Source organism: Lachnospira multipara LB2003, from assembly GCF_000702205.1.
Lineage (GTDB): Bacteria > Bacillota > Clostridia > Lachnospirales > Lachnospiraceae > Lachnospira > Lachnospira multipara_A.
In genome coordinates, this window is record NZ_JNKW01000014.1 from 15850 (window position 1) to 32268 (window position 16419).

Annotated in this window: 17 protein-coding genes; all 17 read left to right on the forward strand. The window is 34.3% G+C overall.

Going from position 1 to position 16419, the window contains the following annotated elements; translation table 11 throughout:
• Nucleotides 1-115: 115 nt before the first annotated feature.
• The 17 genes from T537_RS0108680 (at nt 116) to T537_RS0108760 (ending at nt 16289) form a co-directional block, all read left to right on the forward strand.
• The gene (locus T537_RS0108680) at nt 116-1669 is read left to right on the forward strand and encodes an ABC-F family ATP-binding cassette domain-containing protein (protein ID WP_031557282.1); all 1554 of its coding nucleotides are present in this window, start codon (nt 116-118) and stop codon (nt 1667-1669) included.
• Between the two features lie 85 nt (nt 1670-1754).
• The gene (locus tag T537_RS0108685) at nt 1755-2711 is read left to right on the forward strand and encodes an alpha/beta hydrolase (RefSeq protein ID WP_051555030.1); all 957 of its coding nucleotides are present in this window, start codon (nt 1755-1757) and stop codon (nt 2709-2711) included.
• A 15-nt stretch (nt 2712-2726) separates the two neighbouring features.
• Complete coding sequence (locus tag T537_RS12495) at nt 2727-3683, forward strand: zinc dependent phospholipase C family protein (RefSeq protein ID WP_027438626.1); 957 nt, start codon at nt 2727-2729, stop codon at nt 3681-3683.
• Nucleotides 3652-5259, forward strand: a complete 1608-nt coding sequence (locus tag T537_RS12100) for a bifunctional diguanylate cyclase/phosphodiesterase (RefSeq protein WP_034244560.1) — start codon at nt 3652-3654, stop codon at nt 5257-5259. Before T537_RS12495 ends, T537_RS12100 begins: the two co-directional genes overlap by 32 nt.
• A 155-nt stretch (nt 5260-5414) precedes the next feature.
• The gene (locus T537_RS0108700; protein ID WP_027438627.1) at nt 5415-5858 is read left to right on the forward strand and encodes an Hsp20/alpha crystallin family protein; all 444 of its coding nucleotides are present in this window, start codon (nt 5415-5417) and stop codon (nt 5856-5858) included.
• A 412-nt stretch (nt 5859-6270) separates the two neighbouring features.
• Nucleotides 6271-6507: an acyl carrier protein gene (gene acpP / locus T537_RS0108705; RefSeq protein WP_031557286.1), complete on the forward strand. Its 237-nt coding sequence runs from the start codon at nt 6271-6273 to the stop codon at nt 6505-6507.
• Nucleotides 6508-6570: 63 nt separating this feature from the next.
• Nucleotides 6571-7041, forward strand: coding sequence for an acetyl-CoA carboxylase biotin carboxyl carrier protein (locus T537_RS0108710; RefSeq protein ID WP_242839179.1), 471 nt, complete (start codon nt 6571-6573; stop codon nt 7039-7041).
• Nucleotides 7023-8402 carry an acetyl-CoA carboxylase biotin carboxylase subunit gene (accC, locus tag T537_RS0108715; protein ID WP_031557291.1) on the forward strand — a complete coding sequence of 460 codons (1380 nt, stop codon included), beginning with the start codon at nt 7023-7025 and terminating at the stop codon, nt 8400-8402. Before T537_RS0108710 ends, accC begins: the two co-directional genes overlap by 19 nt.
• Nucleotides 8403-8405: 3 nt before the next feature.
• Nucleotides 8406-9155 (forward strand): acetyl-CoA carboxylase carboxyltransferase subunit beta, encoded by a 750-nt coding sequence (locus tag T537_RS0108720; protein ID WP_027438631.1) that lies wholly within the window; start codon nt 8406-8408, stop codon nt 9153-9155.
• Nucleotides 9156-9166: 11 nt separating this feature from the next.
• Nucleotides 9167-10021 (forward strand): acetyl-CoA carboxylase carboxyltransferase subunit alpha, encoded by an 855-nt coding sequence (locus T537_RS0108725; protein ID WP_051637204.1) that lies wholly within the window; start codon nt 9167-9169, stop codon nt 10019-10021.
• Nucleotides 10009-10968 carry a beta-ketoacyl-ACP synthase III gene (locus T537_RS0108730; protein WP_031557295.1) on the forward strand — a complete coding sequence of 320 codons (960 nt, stop codon included), beginning with the start codon at nt 10009-10011 and terminating at the stop codon, nt 10966-10968. Before T537_RS0108725 ends, T537_RS0108730 begins: the two co-directional genes overlap by 13 nt.
• A 13-nt stretch (nt 10969-10981) precedes the next feature.
• A complete protein-coding gene (locus T537_RS0108735; RefSeq protein WP_031557297.1) occupies nt 10982-11920 on the forward strand; it encodes a nitronate monooxygenase in 939 nt (312 codons plus the stop codon).
• Nucleotides 11921-11933: 13 nt separating this feature from the next.
• Nucleotides 11934-12923 carry an ACP S-malonyltransferase gene (locus T537_RS0108740; protein ID WP_031557300.1) on the forward strand — a complete coding sequence of 330 codons (990 nt, stop codon included), beginning with the start codon at nt 11934-11936 and terminating at the stop codon, nt 12921-12923.
• On the forward strand, nt 12923-13660 hold the full coding sequence (gene fabG, locus T537_RS0108745; protein ID WP_031557302.1) for a 3-oxoacyl-[acyl-carrier-protein] reductase: 738 nt from the start codon (nt 12923-12925) through the stop codon (nt 13658-13660). Before T537_RS0108740 ends, fabG begins: the two co-directional genes overlap by 1 nt.
• Before the next feature lie 88 nt (nt 13661-13748).
• Nucleotides 13749-15002 (forward strand): beta-ketoacyl-ACP synthase II, encoded by a 1254-nt coding sequence (fabF, locus tag T537_RS0108750; RefSeq protein ID WP_031557305.1) that lies wholly within the window; start codon nt 13749-13751, stop codon nt 15000-15002.
• 12 nt (nt 15003-15014) lie between these two features.
• The gene (fabZ, locus tag T537_RS0108755; RefSeq protein ID WP_027438637.1) at nt 15015-15452 is read left to right on the forward strand and encodes a 3-hydroxyacyl-ACP dehydratase FabZ; all 438 of its coding nucleotides are present in this window, start codon (nt 15015-15017) and stop codon (nt 15450-15452) included.
• 372 nt (nt 15453-15824) lie between these two features.
• Complete coding sequence (locus tag T537_RS0108760) at nt 15825-16289, forward strand: MarR family winged helix-turn-helix transcriptional regulator (RefSeq protein ID WP_027438638.1); 465 nt, start codon at nt 15825-15827, stop codon at nt 16287-16289.
• Nucleotides 16290-16419: the final 130 nt, after the last annotated feature.

The following is a 16419-nucleotide window of genomic DNA, read 5'->3' on the forward strand; positions in this document are numbered from 1 at the left end:
AACATTCCCAAGCATAGGTGTTGCACTTATGCAGGAATGCACGAGGGACTTTTAGTCTTTCGTGCATTTTTTTAAACTTACAAATAATCCAATTTTAAAAGGTAAAGGAGATTTTATGAGTATTTTAACAGTAGAGCACTTATCCCATGGTTTTGGTGATAGAGCAATTTTTGAAGACGTATCATTTAAGCTAAATAAGGGTGAGCATGTTGGTTATGTAGGTAATAATGGTGCCGGTAAGTCAACATTTATGAATATTATTACAGGTAAACTTATGCCTGATGAAGGTAAGATTGAATGGGCTAAGAATGTGAAGGTTGGTTACCTTGATCAGCACGCTGTTCTTGAAAAAGGTATGACAATAGAAGATGTGTTAAAAATGGCTTTTGACGATCTTTTTGAACTTGAAAATCATATGAATGATATTTGTGCTAAGATGGGTGATGCAAGTGATGAAGAAATGGAAAAATACATGGAAGAGTTAGGAACTATTCAGGATGTATTGACTAATAGAGATTTTTATTTAATTGATTCTAAGGTGGAAGAGGTTGCACGAGCTCTTGGCTTACTTGAATTAGGCCTTGATAGAGATGTTACAGAACTTTCAGGTGGACAAAGAACTAAGGTTTTACTTGGAAAGTTACTTCTAGCAAAACCAGATATTCTACTTCTTGATGAGCCTACTAACTACTTAGATCAGGAGCATATTGCTTGGCTTACAAGATACTTAGAGGATTATGAGAATGCATTTATTCTTATTTCTCATGATATTCCATTCCTTAATAAGGTTGTAAATCTTATTTATCACGTGGATGGACGTCAGCTTAATAGATATGTTGGCGATTACGACAAGTTTATGGAAGTCTATGAAATGAAGAAGGCGCAGCTTGAAGCAGCTTATAATAAGCAGCAGCAAGAAATAGCTGATCTTAAGGATTTTGTTGCAAGAAACAAGGCTAGGGTATCAACTAGAAATATGGCTATGTCTCGCCAGAAAAAACTTGATAATATGGACTTAATTGAGCTTGAGAAGGAAGCTCCAAAGCCGGAATTTAATTTTAAGGAGGCACGTACTCCTTCAAGATATATTTTCCAAACACATGATTTAGTTATAGGTTATGATGAGCCACTTTCAAAGCCTATTAATATAGAGATGGAGAGAGGTCATATAGCCACTATTAGAGGTGTAAATGGAATTGGTAAGACAACACTTCTAAAATCAATTCTTGGTCAAATTAAGCCTATTTCTGGAGATGTAGAGCTTGGAGACTATCTTGAAATTGGATATTTTGAGCAGGAAACACCTCCAGATATTGAGACAACATGTATAGAGGAAATTTGGGAAGAATTCCCAGGATTTACTCAGTACGAGGTTCGTTCAGCCCTTGCTAAGTGTGGCCTTACAACTAAGCATATAGAAAGCAAGGTAAGAGTTCTTTCAGGTGGAGAGCAGGCTAAGGTTAGACTTTGTAAGATAATTAATAGAGAATCTAATTTACTAGTTCTTGATGAGCCTACAAACCATTTAGATCAGGATGCAAAAAATGAGTTAAAGAGAGCTCTAAAGGAATACAAAGGTTCTGTACTTATGGTTTGCCATGAACCTGAATTTTACGAAGGCCTTGCAACACAGGTAATTGATTTAGAAAAATATACTACAAGATTATAATTATTATACCTAGTAGACTTTATAAATTAAATTTGTTATATTAATAGTAGTATTTTATGAACGTATAACAAAACGGAGGACGCAGATGAAGACTTATCAAAAGGTTTTGATTGGCACATGTACTTCGGTAGCTTTAGGAATTTATGGAGTCACTAGGTATTTTTTTAATGTCGCTTTTGAGCGTAAGACTCTAGAAAAATTTCCAAGATTGGGTAAGGGAACACCATGGGAATCTGAGATAGAAGTTGGACGTGAATGGATTAAGGCTCATGCTGTTCCTGTAGGAACAATAAATAGTTTTGATGGCATAAAGCTGTCAGGATACTATATTGAAGCAGATAATGCCCAAAGAACAATGATTATGTGCCATGGTTGGAGAGGTAATTGGGAACGTGATTTTGCAGGAATTGCAAAGTGGTTTCATAAAAATGGTTGTAATTTGCTTTTTATTGATCAAAGAGCCCATGGCTTTAGTCAGGGCAAATATATTACATTTGGCTTGTATGAAAGGTTAGATTGTGTTAGTTGGTGTAATTGGCTAAATAAGGTGTATAAACCAAAATCAATTTACCTTTATGGAGTTTCAATGGGGGCAAGTACTGTGCTTATGGCAGCTGGAACAGATGGTTTGCCATATAATGTAAAGGGCATAATTGCTGATTCTGGCTTTACATCGCCCTATGATATATTAAATCATACAAGCTGGAATATTGCTCGAATTCCAGAACATCCCTTTATGGATGCCCTAAGTCTTATGATGAGGAAGCGAGTGGGTGTGGGACTTCATGCATTTAGTGTTTCGGATGCTATGAAAAATTGTGAGACACCAATACTTTTAATTCATGGAAAAGATGACGGATTTGTACCATATAGCATGTCAATTGAGAACTATAATGCTAGTACTAATGATACATCCCTTCTCTTAATTGACGGTGCAAATCACTGTTTAAGCTATTATGTGGATAGAAAAAATTACACTAAGACGGTTAAGAAATTTATAAAAGATATAGAAAAAGACTATAAGAAAAAAGATAACGAATAGATTGGTGGTGATTATATGCCTGCTTATTTTTCACATTATATATGCGGTGTTAAGGCCTATGAAAGCTTGCCTTTATCATATTTAAAAAAATGCATTTCAGATCATAGGCATGCGTATTGCTTTGGATTGGAAGGACCAGATTTTGTCTTTTTTAATATAACCATTGGAAAGAAGAGCCTTGGAAGTGTTATGCATGAAGAAAAATGTGGTTTGTTTTTAAGAAATCTATATAAGGAATGCGTTAAATTAAAGGGCGAGAGTAGAAGAATTGCCCTTGCCTATTATGCTGGATTTATAAGTCATTATGCAGCAGATACAACAGTGCACCCATTGGTTTATGATCTTTGTAAGGAAGATACCAAGATGAAATCCTTAGCAAAACACTTTATGTATGAGGCAGCTATGGACAATTATGCAACTTATGATTTTTTAAAAAGAAAAATCACAGATGTAAAGATTATGCAGCTAACAAGACTTTTTGGCATGGAAAAAAAGGTGATTTTAAGGGTGTTTAATAGGGCTGTAAGTAGAACTTTTCACAGTAGAAAAATTAATCTTTTTTCTGTGTATTTAATGTATACAAGCTACACAATTGTACGAAGTCATTTTAATGACAAGTATAAGATTAAAGAGGGATTTTTTGGAAAAATAGAAAAGATTATTACGAGCAGGAAGTTTTATAGCTATCTGTACATAAACGATAATAAATATGGTTATTCAAGTTTAGATTACGATGAATTTAAGAAAAAATTAGAAGAAGGAATAAAAAGAAATATAGAAATTCTTAGAATGTTTAATTATTCCACAAGAGGTGAATTGTATGGTCTTGAGGAGAAGTGGAATAGAGAATATAAGCTGTTTAAGTTAATTGGTAGCTATTCTTATCATTCAGGGGAACGATTAGGAGATGATGTTTACGATGATGATGAGGAGTATGAGTATGGAGGATGGCTTAAAGAAAAGGATATTTGAGGATATTATTAACTTTTCACAAAGCGCGATTTTTATATTTGATGAAGAGGATAATTTAGCTTTTTCTAACAATAAAGGCACTAAATTGCTGCATTATTTAAACCTTACTGAAGAAAATTTTAATTTGAGGGATGTGCTAGAAGATAGAAGATTTGCAGGTTTAGATGATGTTAGTGAAAGTTTTCATAAAGAGGTTAGCATTAAACATAAAAATGTTAGCAGAAAGTATAATTGCAGTTTTAATAAGGTCTATAATGACGAGTTTATTGGATCTTATTTGCTTTTTAGTGAATTTACAACTAAAGAAAAAGAAAATGAATTGCAAAAATACGAACTAGAGCATGATGGGATTACAGATTTTTACAATATGCAGGCCTTTTATAAGTATGCAGAAGAGATTGTAAAAAATAGTCCTAACACAAGATATTTAATTGTTTATTCGGACATAAAAGACTTTAAACTTATCAATGAAAATTATGGACAGGACGTGGGAAATGAAGTCCTTTTTGAAATATCTAATTATCTAAGACGATTTGCTAGTGATAGGACTATAATTGGCAGATTAGAAGCGGATCATTTTGCAATGTGTATGCCGCAAACGGAGCTAGATGTAAATGAATTAAAGGAACATTCCTGGATAGGAGTTAAGGTTAAGGACTTTAATTTGGTGGCTAGAAATGTTTACGGCGTTTATGTTATGCAAAGAGACGAAAAAATAGATATTGCATCTATGTGCGAAAGAGCAAGAATGGCTCTTGATTGTGATGGCCTTAATAAAAAAGTTGCTTTTTATGATGATGTTATGCGAATTAGACAGGTAAAGGAAAGACACATATTAAGGCATTTTGCAAGCTATGTTAAAGAAGGAAAATTCTTAGTTTACATGCAGCCTCAGTTTGACTTAAAATCTGGGAAATTAGTAAGTGCAGAGGCTTTGGTTCGCTTAAGAAGAACAAGTGGAATTACAGTGCCAGACGACTTTGTGCCTATACTTGAAAAAAATGGATTTATTACAGAGATGGACTATTATGTATGGGAAGAGACTGCTAGGTTTTTGCGAAAATGTCTAGACAATAAGTCAGAGGTTATGCCTATTTCTGTAAATGTGTCTGCAAGAGATTTTGAAAAAATTAATGTAAATAATGCCTTTTGTATTCTAACTAAGAAATACAACATTCCACATGAGCTTATAAGGCTTGAAATCGATGAGGCTGATTTAGCTGGGGATGAGAAAATTAGACGAGCTATAGCTGTAATGAGAAAAAATGGATTTTTTGTTGAAATAGACAACTTTAGTGGAGGTTATTCTGTCCTTAATTCCTTAAAGGAAATGCCTATTGATATAGTTAAATTAAATGTGGACTGTATAAAGAAAAATAACTCTGAATCTGATGAAATCACTATTCTAGAGGGTATAATTCGTATACTAAAAAATATAAGAATGACAGTTATTGCAGAAGGGGTAGAAACTAAGGAACAGCAAGAATTATTAATGAATTTAGGCTGTGATATAATTCAAGGATATTACCATTCAAAGCCACTTCCTATGGATAATTTCTATAGGATGTTAAAGTAGTTTATAATTCATTTATTTTTTTAATTTTTCCTTAATAAAGTTTATAAAATCTTTTGTTAGCACTCTCTTGACTTGAGTGCTAACAAGGTGTATAACATAATCATCAAGAGAAAAGAAAATAAAAAATAGCTCTTGAAGTTAAGGAGGAATTGAATATGTTGAATTCATTATTAGTTAGAAATGGTATGTTAGATGATATTTTTGATGGTTTTATGGATACAACACCAGCATTGTTTTCTGGATATGTAAGTCCTTGCTTAGGCCACCTAAACACTGATGTTACAGAATCAAAGGATGGCTATAGCTTAGCAATTGATTTGCCAGGATATGACAAGGATAACGTTAAGATTTCTCTTAATGATGGATATTTAAGTGTAGAGGCAACTAGAGAGTCAGATGAAGAGAAGAAGGACAAGGATGGAAACTTCTTAAGAAGAGAAAGATATTCAGGTCAGGTATGTAGAAGTTATTATATAGGTAATGAGATTAAGGAAGATGAGATTAAGGCTGGATTTAAAGATGGCGTATTAAATATCTATGTACCTAAGAAGATTGAAACTAAGAAGGTAGAAGAAAAGAAATATATAGCTATTCAGTAAAACAATAATTAGCAAATAAATTCATAGTAACAACTAATTCACAGTAACAAATAACAAACTCACATCCAAAAAAATAGCAATAAAAAATAATAATTTTTATTCCGGTTAAGACAAAAATCTTAACCGGAATTTTTTTATGCAAAAAAAATGTCTTTTTTGTTCATATCAAATTTAATCATAAAAAAATTAATAGATTGTGTACAATTATTTGATAGCCAAAGTTAGTGGCTCTGCGACTTTGGAAACCTACTACAACACATAGTTTGCAAAACTAGATAAAATGGGATTTAAACCAATACTATTTTGGCTTCCAAACTAGCTTGACAAAATTTTTTAATTGTTTTATAGTCATAGCGTTTTCATTATGCATTTCGAAAAACAAAATTTTTTTAAAGTAAAGGGAGAAAAAATTATGACAACATTTGATAACGTAAAGGAAATTATTGTGGACACATTAAGTCTTGATGCTAACGATATTAAGTTAGAAAGCGATTTAATTAACGATTTAGGAATCGATTCACTTGATGTTATGGAGCTTGTAATGGCAATTGATGAAAAGTGCAATATTACAATTCCTGATGAAGAAATTCCTAACTTAACAACAGTACAGGCAATAGTTAATTACATCGATTCAGTTAAGGCTGCCTAAGTGTTAATGGGGCTTGGTAACAAGCCCCGTTTATTTTGCAAGAAAGGAAACGTAGTGAAGGTAATGAAGTTGGAATTAAAGGATTTAGAAATGCTTATGGAAAAGTTTGAATCTAGCAGTCTTTCAGAGATGTCAGTTTCAGACGGAGATTTTAAATTCGCATTTAAGAAGAACACACAAAGTGATTGTATAAAAAAGACAAATATAGAATCAGTTACTAGTGCTTTAAACACAGAGCCTGAGGCTTTAGAAGTTAAAGAAACAACAAGTGTTTCAAGCAATACAGAAAGCGAAGGAAGTTATGTTACAGCACCTGTATCTGGAATCTTTTATGCTTCAAGTAAGCCAGGGGCACCTGAATTTGTTAAAACTGGGAACAAGGTAAAGAAGGGTGATGTACTTGGTTTAATCGAAGCAATGAAAGTTATGAATGAGCTTTTAGCTCCTAAGGACGGTATTGTAACTAAGATAAATGTAACTGATGAGACATTTGTTGAATATGGACAGGAGATTATATGTTTAAAAGATTGTTAATAGCCAATCGTGGCGAAATAGGAATGAGAATACTTCGCTGCTGCCAGGAAATGGGAATTGAAACAGTTGTGGCATATTCAAGTGAAGATGCTAATACACTACCTGTTACATTTTCACCAGTTAGCGTCTGTATTGGACCTGCATCTCCAAGTAAGTCATATCTTAACCAGGATGCCTTAATTCAGGCAGCTATTAGTTATAAGTGTGATGCTATTCATCCAGGATATGGTTTCTTATCAGAGAATGCAGAATTTGCCAAAAAGTGCGAGGACGCTGGTATTAAATTTATTGGTCCAAGCAGTGAAATGATAAAAAATATGGGCGAAAAGTCAGCTGCTAGAAGCCTTATGAAGAAAAAGGGAGTACCAGTTGTTCCAGGTTCTGATGGACTTGTTAGTTCCGTAGAAGAAGCTAAGCAAATAGCTAAAAAAATCGGTTTCCCTGTATTAATTAAAGCTTCAGCCGGCGGCGGTGGTAGAGGCATGAGAAAGGCATTTGATATCTATGAATTAGAAGATGCTTTTGAAAGTGCTAAAGCAGAGGCTCTATCAGCATTTGGCGATGACTCAATGTATATTGAAAAATTAATCTTAAATCCTCACCATGTGGAATTCCAGATTATTGGTGATGACTTTGGACATATCGTAGCCCTAGGTGAGCGAGATTGTTCAATGCAAAGAAGAAATCAAAAACTAATTGAAGAGGCACCAGCATCAATCCTTAATGATAAACAAAGACAGGCAATGCAAAAGGCAGCAATTAGAGCTGCAGAGGCAGTAAATTATTCATCTGTTGGTACTATTGAATTTGTTGTTGATGAGGATAGAAATTTTTATTTCATTGAGATGAATACAAGAATTCAGGTAGAACATCCAGTAACAGAAATGGTTACAGGAATTGATTTGGTTAAGGAACAAATAAGAGTTGCCGCAGGATTGCCACTTTCATTTAAGCAAAGTGATATTAAGACTAATGGCTATGCTCTAGAATGTCGAATTAATGCAGAAAATCCTGAAAGAGATTTTGCTCCAAGTCCAGGAACAATTAAGTTCTTACACCTACCTGGCGGTAATGGCGTAAGAGTTGAAAGCGCTATGTATTCAGGAGCTAACATTAGTCCTTGGTATGATTCAATGATAGCTAAGATAATTGTTAATGCACCAACAAGACTTGAAGCAATTAGAAAAATGCGTGTGGCATTAGAGGAATTAACATGTGAAGGTATTGATACTAATATCGATTTCCTTTATTTGCTTATGTATAATCCTGAATTTATTATGGGACGAATTGATACCTCATTCCTTGAAAAAAATAGTGATTCAATAATCAAATGGGGTAAGGAAAGTAGAAAGGAAGCTTAAAGAATGAATGTTTTTAGCAATAAAAGAAAAGTTTTATTAGCTTATAGAAAACAAAGAACTAAAAATAAAATGCTTTCTATGACGGGCAGAAGATTAAAGTTTGTTTCTGATGCCGGAACATTTAAAGAAATTCTTGGTAATTTCAAGTTTAATAATCCACTAGATTTTCCTGAATATGATGAGAAATTAAATGAGAACTATGACAGCACAGGGGTTAACGATGCAGCATTAGTTGGCATTGGAAAGATTAAAGGGATAGATTTTGTTGGAGTAGAATTAAACAAAAGATTCCTAATGGGAAGCATGGGAACAGTAGTTGGTGAAAAGGTTACAAGAGCTTGTGAATTAGCTAAAGAAAAAAAGTTGCCATTAATTATTTTTTGCGCAAGTGGCGGAGCTAGAATGCAGGAAGGTATGTTTTCTTTAATGCAGATGGCAAAGACAAGTGCTGCAATTGAAAGTTTTAAGAATAGTGGCGGTTTATATATTTCTATTTTGACACATCCTACAACAGGTGGTGTAAGTGCAAGTTTTGCTACTTTAGGAGATATTATCCTTGCAGAACCTAATGCATTAATTGGTTTTGCAGGACCTAGAGTTATAGAGCAGACAATAAAGCAGAAATTACCAGAAGGTTTTCAAAGATCTGAATTTCAGTTAGAGCATGGAATGGTAGATAAAATAGTGCCTTTAGATGAAATGAAAGAGCAGTTATATAAGTTACTAAAATTACATGGCTATAAGGAAATATAAGAGGAGTAAGTATGGCAAAAAAAGAAGAAATAAGTGCTTATAAAAGAGTCCAAATTGCCAGACATAAGGATAGACCAAAGGTAAATGATTATGTTGAGGCTTTATTTGACGATTTTGTAGAACTTTGCGGAGACAGATTAGCTAGGGATGATAAGTCTATTTTAGGCGGAATAGCTAGTTTTCATGGTATTCCAGTAACAGTTATTGGACATAGAAAGGGAAAGAACCTAGAGGAGAATGTAAAATACAATTTTGGTATGGCAAGTCCTGAAGGTTATAGAAAAGCCCTTAGACTTATGGAACAGGCTGAAAAATTTAATAGACCTATTATCACTTTTATAGATACACCGGGAGCATATCCTGGAATGGAAGCTGAAGAAAATGGACAATCCATTGCCATTGCAACAAATATTGCCAAGATGAGTGGATTAAAGACACCAATTATTAGTGTTGTAACTGGTGAGGGAAGCAGTGGTGGAGCCCTAGCAATAGGTGTTTCAGATAAGATTATTATGCTTGAGAACGCTATATATGCAGTTTTATCACCAGAAGGTTTTGCTTCAATTCTTTGGAAAGACAGCAAAAGAGTTAAGGAAGCTTGTGAGGTTATGAATATAACAGCAGATAGTTTATACAAGTTTGGAATAATTGATGGAGTTGTAAGAGAAGAAGAATCCATTACAACAAAGGATGGATTTGAGAAGATGATAAGAGAGCTTGATAGCCTTCTTATCAAGGAAATTACAAGTCTTAATCAGAAAGATAAAGAAAGTTTAGTAAATTCTAGATATGAAAAATATCGACATATTGAAGGTGAAAGGGCACCAGTTTTAAATATTGGTGAAGCAAGTAAATGGACGGATTAAATATTATAGGTTTAGGTAAGGCCGTACCACAAAAAGCTTTTACAAATGATGATTTTAGCGAATTTTTAGAGACTTCAGATGAATGGATTAGCACAAGAACAGGAATAAAGACAAGAAGACTTTGTAATATAAATGACTATAAAAGCGATGAGAATCAGTTAGAGTTAGCAATTATAGCAGCAAAAGAAGCTCTTAAGGATTCAGAAATTGAAGCCGATAAAATAGGAATTTGTATTGTTGCAACAGCAACTCCAACCTATGCTTTTCCATCAACAGCTTGTCTAGTTGCAAGAGAGCTTGGACTTAATGAAGATTGTATGGCATTTGATTTAAGTGCAGCTTGTTCAGGATTTATTTATGGACTTAGTGTTTGCAAGGATATGTTAAGCCAGAGAAGTCGTGACACTTATGCTTTAGTAGTAGGCGCTGAGGAATTTAGTAAGATTCTTGATTTTACAGATCGTTCAACTTGTGTATTATTTGGCGATGGCGCTGGAGCAGCAGTGGTTAAGTTAAAAGAGGATGATGTATATGCTTCTATAGCTCACACAAGAGGTGATGATAAATGCCTAGTATGTGGTGGTGTAGCTAATGACAAGAAGCTTTATATGGATGGTAGCGCAGTTTATAGATTTGCAATTGGAGCAATTGAGGAAGTCTTAAAGGAATTAGTAGAAAAGTCTAAGTATTCCCTAGAGAAAATAGATCATATAGTTTGTCATCAGGCTAATAAAAGAATTATTAATCATGTAATAAGATCAACTAAGCAGCCAGAAGATAAGTTTTTTATGAATCTTGACCACTATGGTAATACATCAGCAGCTAGTGTACCTCTTGCTTTAAAGGAAATGCAGGAAAAAGGAGAACTAGTAGCTGGTGATAAGGCTTATCTTGTAGGATTTGGAGCAGGCCTTACATGGGGCGGAATACTAGTTAGTTACAGGTAATAGGGAGGCAAATATGAAATTATTAAACGAAATTTTAAATATAAAGTATCCAATTATTCAGGGTGCAATGGCTAATATTGCAACAGGTGAGTTTGCAGCAGCTTGTTCTAATGCAGGTGCCCTTGGAATAATCGCAGCAGGTGGTTGGGATGCAGCTAAGTTAGAAGAAGAAATTCATAAGGCTAAGAAACTAACAGATAAGCCTTTTGGTGTAAATCTTATGCTTATGAATCCTCACTGTGATGAAATGGCAGATTTACTTGTAAGAGAAAAGGTTGATTTAGTTACAACAGGTGCAGGTAATCCAGGAAAGTATATGGATGCATTTAAGGGTGCTGGAATTAAGGTATTCCCTGTTGTGGCATCAGTTATGCTTGCTAAGAGAATGATTGATTGTGGAGCAGATGCGATTATTGCTGAGGGTACAGAAAGTGGTGGACATGTAGGCGAAATGACAACAATGACACTTGTACCACAGATGGTTGACGCAGTTAATGTCCCTGTAATTGCAGCAGGTGGTATTGCAGATGGAAGACAGTTTGCAGCAGCACTTAGCCTTGGAGCTTGTGGCGTTCAGATTGGTACATCACTTCTTGTAAGTAATGAATGCCCAATTCATGAAAACTACAAAAAGGCTATTCTTGCAGCTAAAGATAATGGAACAGTTGTTACAGGTAGATCTGTAAATGCTCCTGTAAGAATCCTTAAAAATAAAATGGCTAGAGAATACACAAAGGCTGAAAAAAGTGGTGCTACAAGAGATGAGCTTGAAAAGTATACTCTTGGTTCATTAAGAAAAGCTGTATTTGACGGCAATGTGGATGAGGGTTCTTTAATGTCAGGTCAGGTTTGTGGTCAGTTAAATGAGATCAGACCTCTTGAAGTAATTCTTGATGAACTTATGGAGAATACAAGAAAACGTTTAGTAGAATTACCAAATATTGCAGTATAGGAGGATAAGAAATATGTTAGCTTTTCTTTATGCAGGTCAGGGAAGTCAGAAAGTAGGAATGGGTAAAGACTTTTATGACAATGATAAAGATTTTAAAGAATTTTTAGATGATATTAAGGACGAGGCAGGTTTTGACTTAGAGGAAATTTGCTTTGAAGATAAAGAAGGACGTATTAATAACACAAGATATACTCAGGCTTGTCTTGCAGGATTTGCCGCAGGTGTAACTAAGCTTTTATATAAAAATGGTATTAAGCCAGATTTTTTAGGCGGTTTATCCCTTGGCGAATATAGCGCTCTTTATGGAGCTGGTGTGCTTACTAGTAAGGAATTAATTAAACTAGTTGGCTTTAGAGGAGCTGCTATGCAGGATGCTGCTAATGGACTTGATACTAAGATGAGTGCAGTTCTTGGTTTATCAGGTGAGCAGATTTTACCTGTTCTTGAAGAAATAAATAAAAAATATGATGGTGAGAATAAAGAAAGAAAAGAGAAGGGTGAGATGCTTCTAAGCGTTGACATTTCTAATTACAACTGTAAGGGACAGGTAGTAATTTCAGGTGCTAGTAAGTTGGTTACAGAGGCAGAAGAAATGTTAAAGGCCACAGGAGCAAAAAGATGCGTAGCATTAAAGGTTAGTTCAGCATTCCATACAAGATATATGGAACCAGCAAGTAAGGCATTAGCTAACTATTTTAGCGATGACACTAATGGTTTATTAGTAGATGAGAGGGAACTTAATAAGCCGGTTATTTTTAATGCTATTGCAGATGAAAAAAATGATAATAAGATATCTGATTTATTAATTGCTCAGGTAAAGAGTCCAGTTAAGATGGAACAGACAATTGTAAAATTAAAGGAAATGGGCGTGGATACAATTGTTGAAATCGGACCTGGAAAGACATTGGCTGGTTTTGTTAAAAAGACAGTTGATGGTATTAAAGTATATTCAATTGATTCATATGCAGATTATGAAATAGTAGTAAAGGAGATGGCAAGCTAATGAAGGGACAGACATGTATTGTAACAGGTGGTGCTAAGGGCATTGGTAAGGCAATTGCTCTAGAATTTGCAAAAAGAGGTTGCAACGTTGTAATTAACTATAACTCAAGTATTGATGCTGCTAAGGAAACAGCCAAAGAAATTGAGGACTTAGGTGTTACTTGCCTTTTAGTTCAGGCTGATGTTTCATCTTCTATAGATTGTAAGAGATTATTTGAGAAAGCAGTTAAAGTAACTGGAAAGGTTGATATTCTTGTAAATAACGCAGGTATTACAAGAGATGGCCTTGCACTTCGTATGAGCGATGAGGATTTTGATGCTGTAATAAAGACTAATCTTTATGGAACATTTTATTGCATGAGAGAAGCTTATAAATTAATGATGAGAGCTAAATATGGCAGAATTATTTCATTAACAAGTGTTGTTGGTGTTCATGGTAATGCAGGTCAGACAAATTATTCAGCTTCTAAGGCAGGAATTATTGGTTTAACAAAATCTATGGCTAAAGAGTTAGCATCTAGAAATGTTACTGTTAATGCAGTAGCTCCAGGATTTATTGAGACAGATATGACTGCAGCAATGACAGATGCAGCAAAAACTGCAACAATTAATTCAATCCCATCTAAGAAAATGGGTCAGGTTAGTGATATAGCTAACACAGTAGCATTCCTTGCATCTAAAGAATCAGGCTATATAACAGGACAGGTTATTGGTGTTGATGGCGGTATGGCGATGTAGCCCTGAGCAGATTTGCCAAAGGCAAATTCTAATGCGAGAGGGTTCTAAAAATGTATAGAGTAAATAAGACAAGTGGAAAGGATAAATAATGGGTAAGAGAGTAGTAATTACAGGTATGGGAATTGTAAGTCCTATTGGTAATAATCTTGATGATGTTTTAGAAGGTGTAACACATGGTAAGTGTGGTATTGATAAGATAACAAAATATGATACTACAGATAGAAAGGTTACACTTGCAGCTGAAGTTAAGGATTTTGATATCAGTAAATACGTAGAGAAAAAGGATTCTAGAAAATTAGATCTTTTTGTACAGTATGCAATAGCTGCTGCCACAGATGCTTGTCATCAGGCTGGTATTTTTGAAGAGCATGATGAAGAAGTAGATAATAGAGAAAGATACGGCTGCATTATGTCAAGTGGTATCGGTGGTATTGCAACTACTGAAAGAGAATATGAAAGAGGAATGAAGAGAGGTTTTGATATGGTAAGTCCTCATTACATTCCTATGACAATTTCTAATATGGCAGCAGGTCATATTGCTATTAGATTCGGTCTTCATGGTATGGCTAGCTGTGCAGTTACAGCTTGTGCAAGTAGTGGTAATGCTATTGGTGATGGATTCCACTATATTAGAGATGGTTATGCTGATGTTATGCTTGTAGGTGGTTCTGAAAGTGCTATTACAACTCTTTCAATTGGTGGCTTTACAAGTTTAACAGCTCTTAGTACAGCAACAGATAAAAATAGAGCATCAATTCCATTTGATAAGGATAGAAATGGTTTTGTAATGGGTGAAGGTGCTGCTTGTCTTTGTCTTGAAGAATACGAGCATGCTAAGAAAAGAGGAGCTAAGATCTTAGGTGAAATTGTAGGCTATGGTGCTAACTGCGATGCTAATCATGTAACTGCTCCACATCCAGAAGGAAAGTATGCTGCTAAGTGTATGGAACTAGCAATTGCTGATGCAGCTATTGATACTAATGACATTGATTATATTAATGCACATGGTACATCAACACATCTTAATGATTTAGGTGAAACAAGAGCTGTAAAGACTGTATTTAAGGATCATGCTAAGGAATTAGTTATGAGTTCAACAAAGTCTATGACAGGACATTTACTTGGTGCATCAGCAGCAGTTGAAGCTGTTATTACAGTTTTAAGTATGGAAAATAACATTATTCCACCAACAATTAATACTAAGGAATTAGAGGAAGAATTAGATCTTGATTACTGTCTAGGAGATAAGGCAAGAGAAGGACAGATTCGTTATGCAATGTCAAATTCATTTGGCTTTGGCGGACATAATGTTTCATTAGTATTTAAGTCAGTAAATGAATAATTGGAGGAAATTATGGAATTAAACTCAAATCAGATAGAAAAAATATTACCACACAGATATCCATTTCTTTTAGTTGATAGAGTATTGGATTATAAGCCAGGAGAATATGCTAAGGGAGTAAAGTGTGTTAGTGCTAATGAAATGCACTTTCTTGGACATTTCCCAGGACAGCATGTAATGCCAGGAGTTCTTATTATAGAGGCTCTTGCTCAAACAGGTGCGATTGCACTTTTATCCGAAGAAGAAAATAAAGGTAAGGTTGTATTCTTTGGCGGAATTAAAAATGCAAGATTTAAGCGCCAGGTAGTTCCAGGTGATAAGCTTGAATTAGAATGTGAAATTATTAATAGAAAAGGTAATGTAGGTATTGGTAAGGCTACAGCTAAGGTAGAAGGTAAAGTGGCAGCAGTTGCAGAGCTTACTTTTGCTATTGGTGATAGAACAGAATAAATCATAAAAAACAAAAAATAAACTAAAAATTTCAAAAAAATTGTAAAAATATATTAATCCAGAAACCGCATAAATACTGGCTTTTTAAATGTTAAAAAAATGTAACACTTAAAAAATGCTGTGTTTATGCGGTTTTGGTAAATCAATTTACATATTAGATTTTTTTAAAAAAGTATGCTATAATACATTCAAGCGAAGTTTCGACACATTGGTTAGGTCAATATCTTTTAAGAGTGCACTTATGTTATGAAAATTTTACATATTATTTTAAATAAATATATTGATTTTGGAAAGATTTCATGTTAAGCTATGAGACGTTGTGCATGTTTTGTCTTAAAAGATAAAAATACTCATGATTGGAGGATTTAAACAATGACAATTGATGAACTTTTTTTCGACGTCTACAACAAGTTCAAGTTGCACTTCTATAAGGATGTTTTCGTTAACTTTGGAAATCGTGAAGCAACTCTAACAACAGTGGAAACATTTTGTATGGAAGTTATCTATGCAATGAATAAGCCTACAATTAGTGAATTTGCCAAGTTTGTTGGTATTTCACCTCCAAATGCAGCTTATAAGGTAAATTGCCTTGTTAAGAAGGGTTATTTAAACAGAATTCCTTCAAGCGCAGATAGAAGAGAGGCTTATCTTGAAGTAACAGATAAGTATCTTGACTACTTCAATTTTAGCGTTAACTACGCTAATACAGTAATTCAGAGAATGAAAGATAATCTTACTAAGGAAGAGTTAGAATCCCTTTCTCATATCTTAGAGCTTATGTCATCTGAAATGATGCCAGAGGTTCCAGATTTCAAGAATCGTGTAATTCCTCAGTAATGCTTTTATATTGAATATTGGTAGACTATATAAGCCACCACTTCAGGCTTGAAGTGGTGGCTTATTTATTATAGAATATAAAGTATTATATTTGTGGTTATCCATAAATACATATATTTAGTAGTAGATG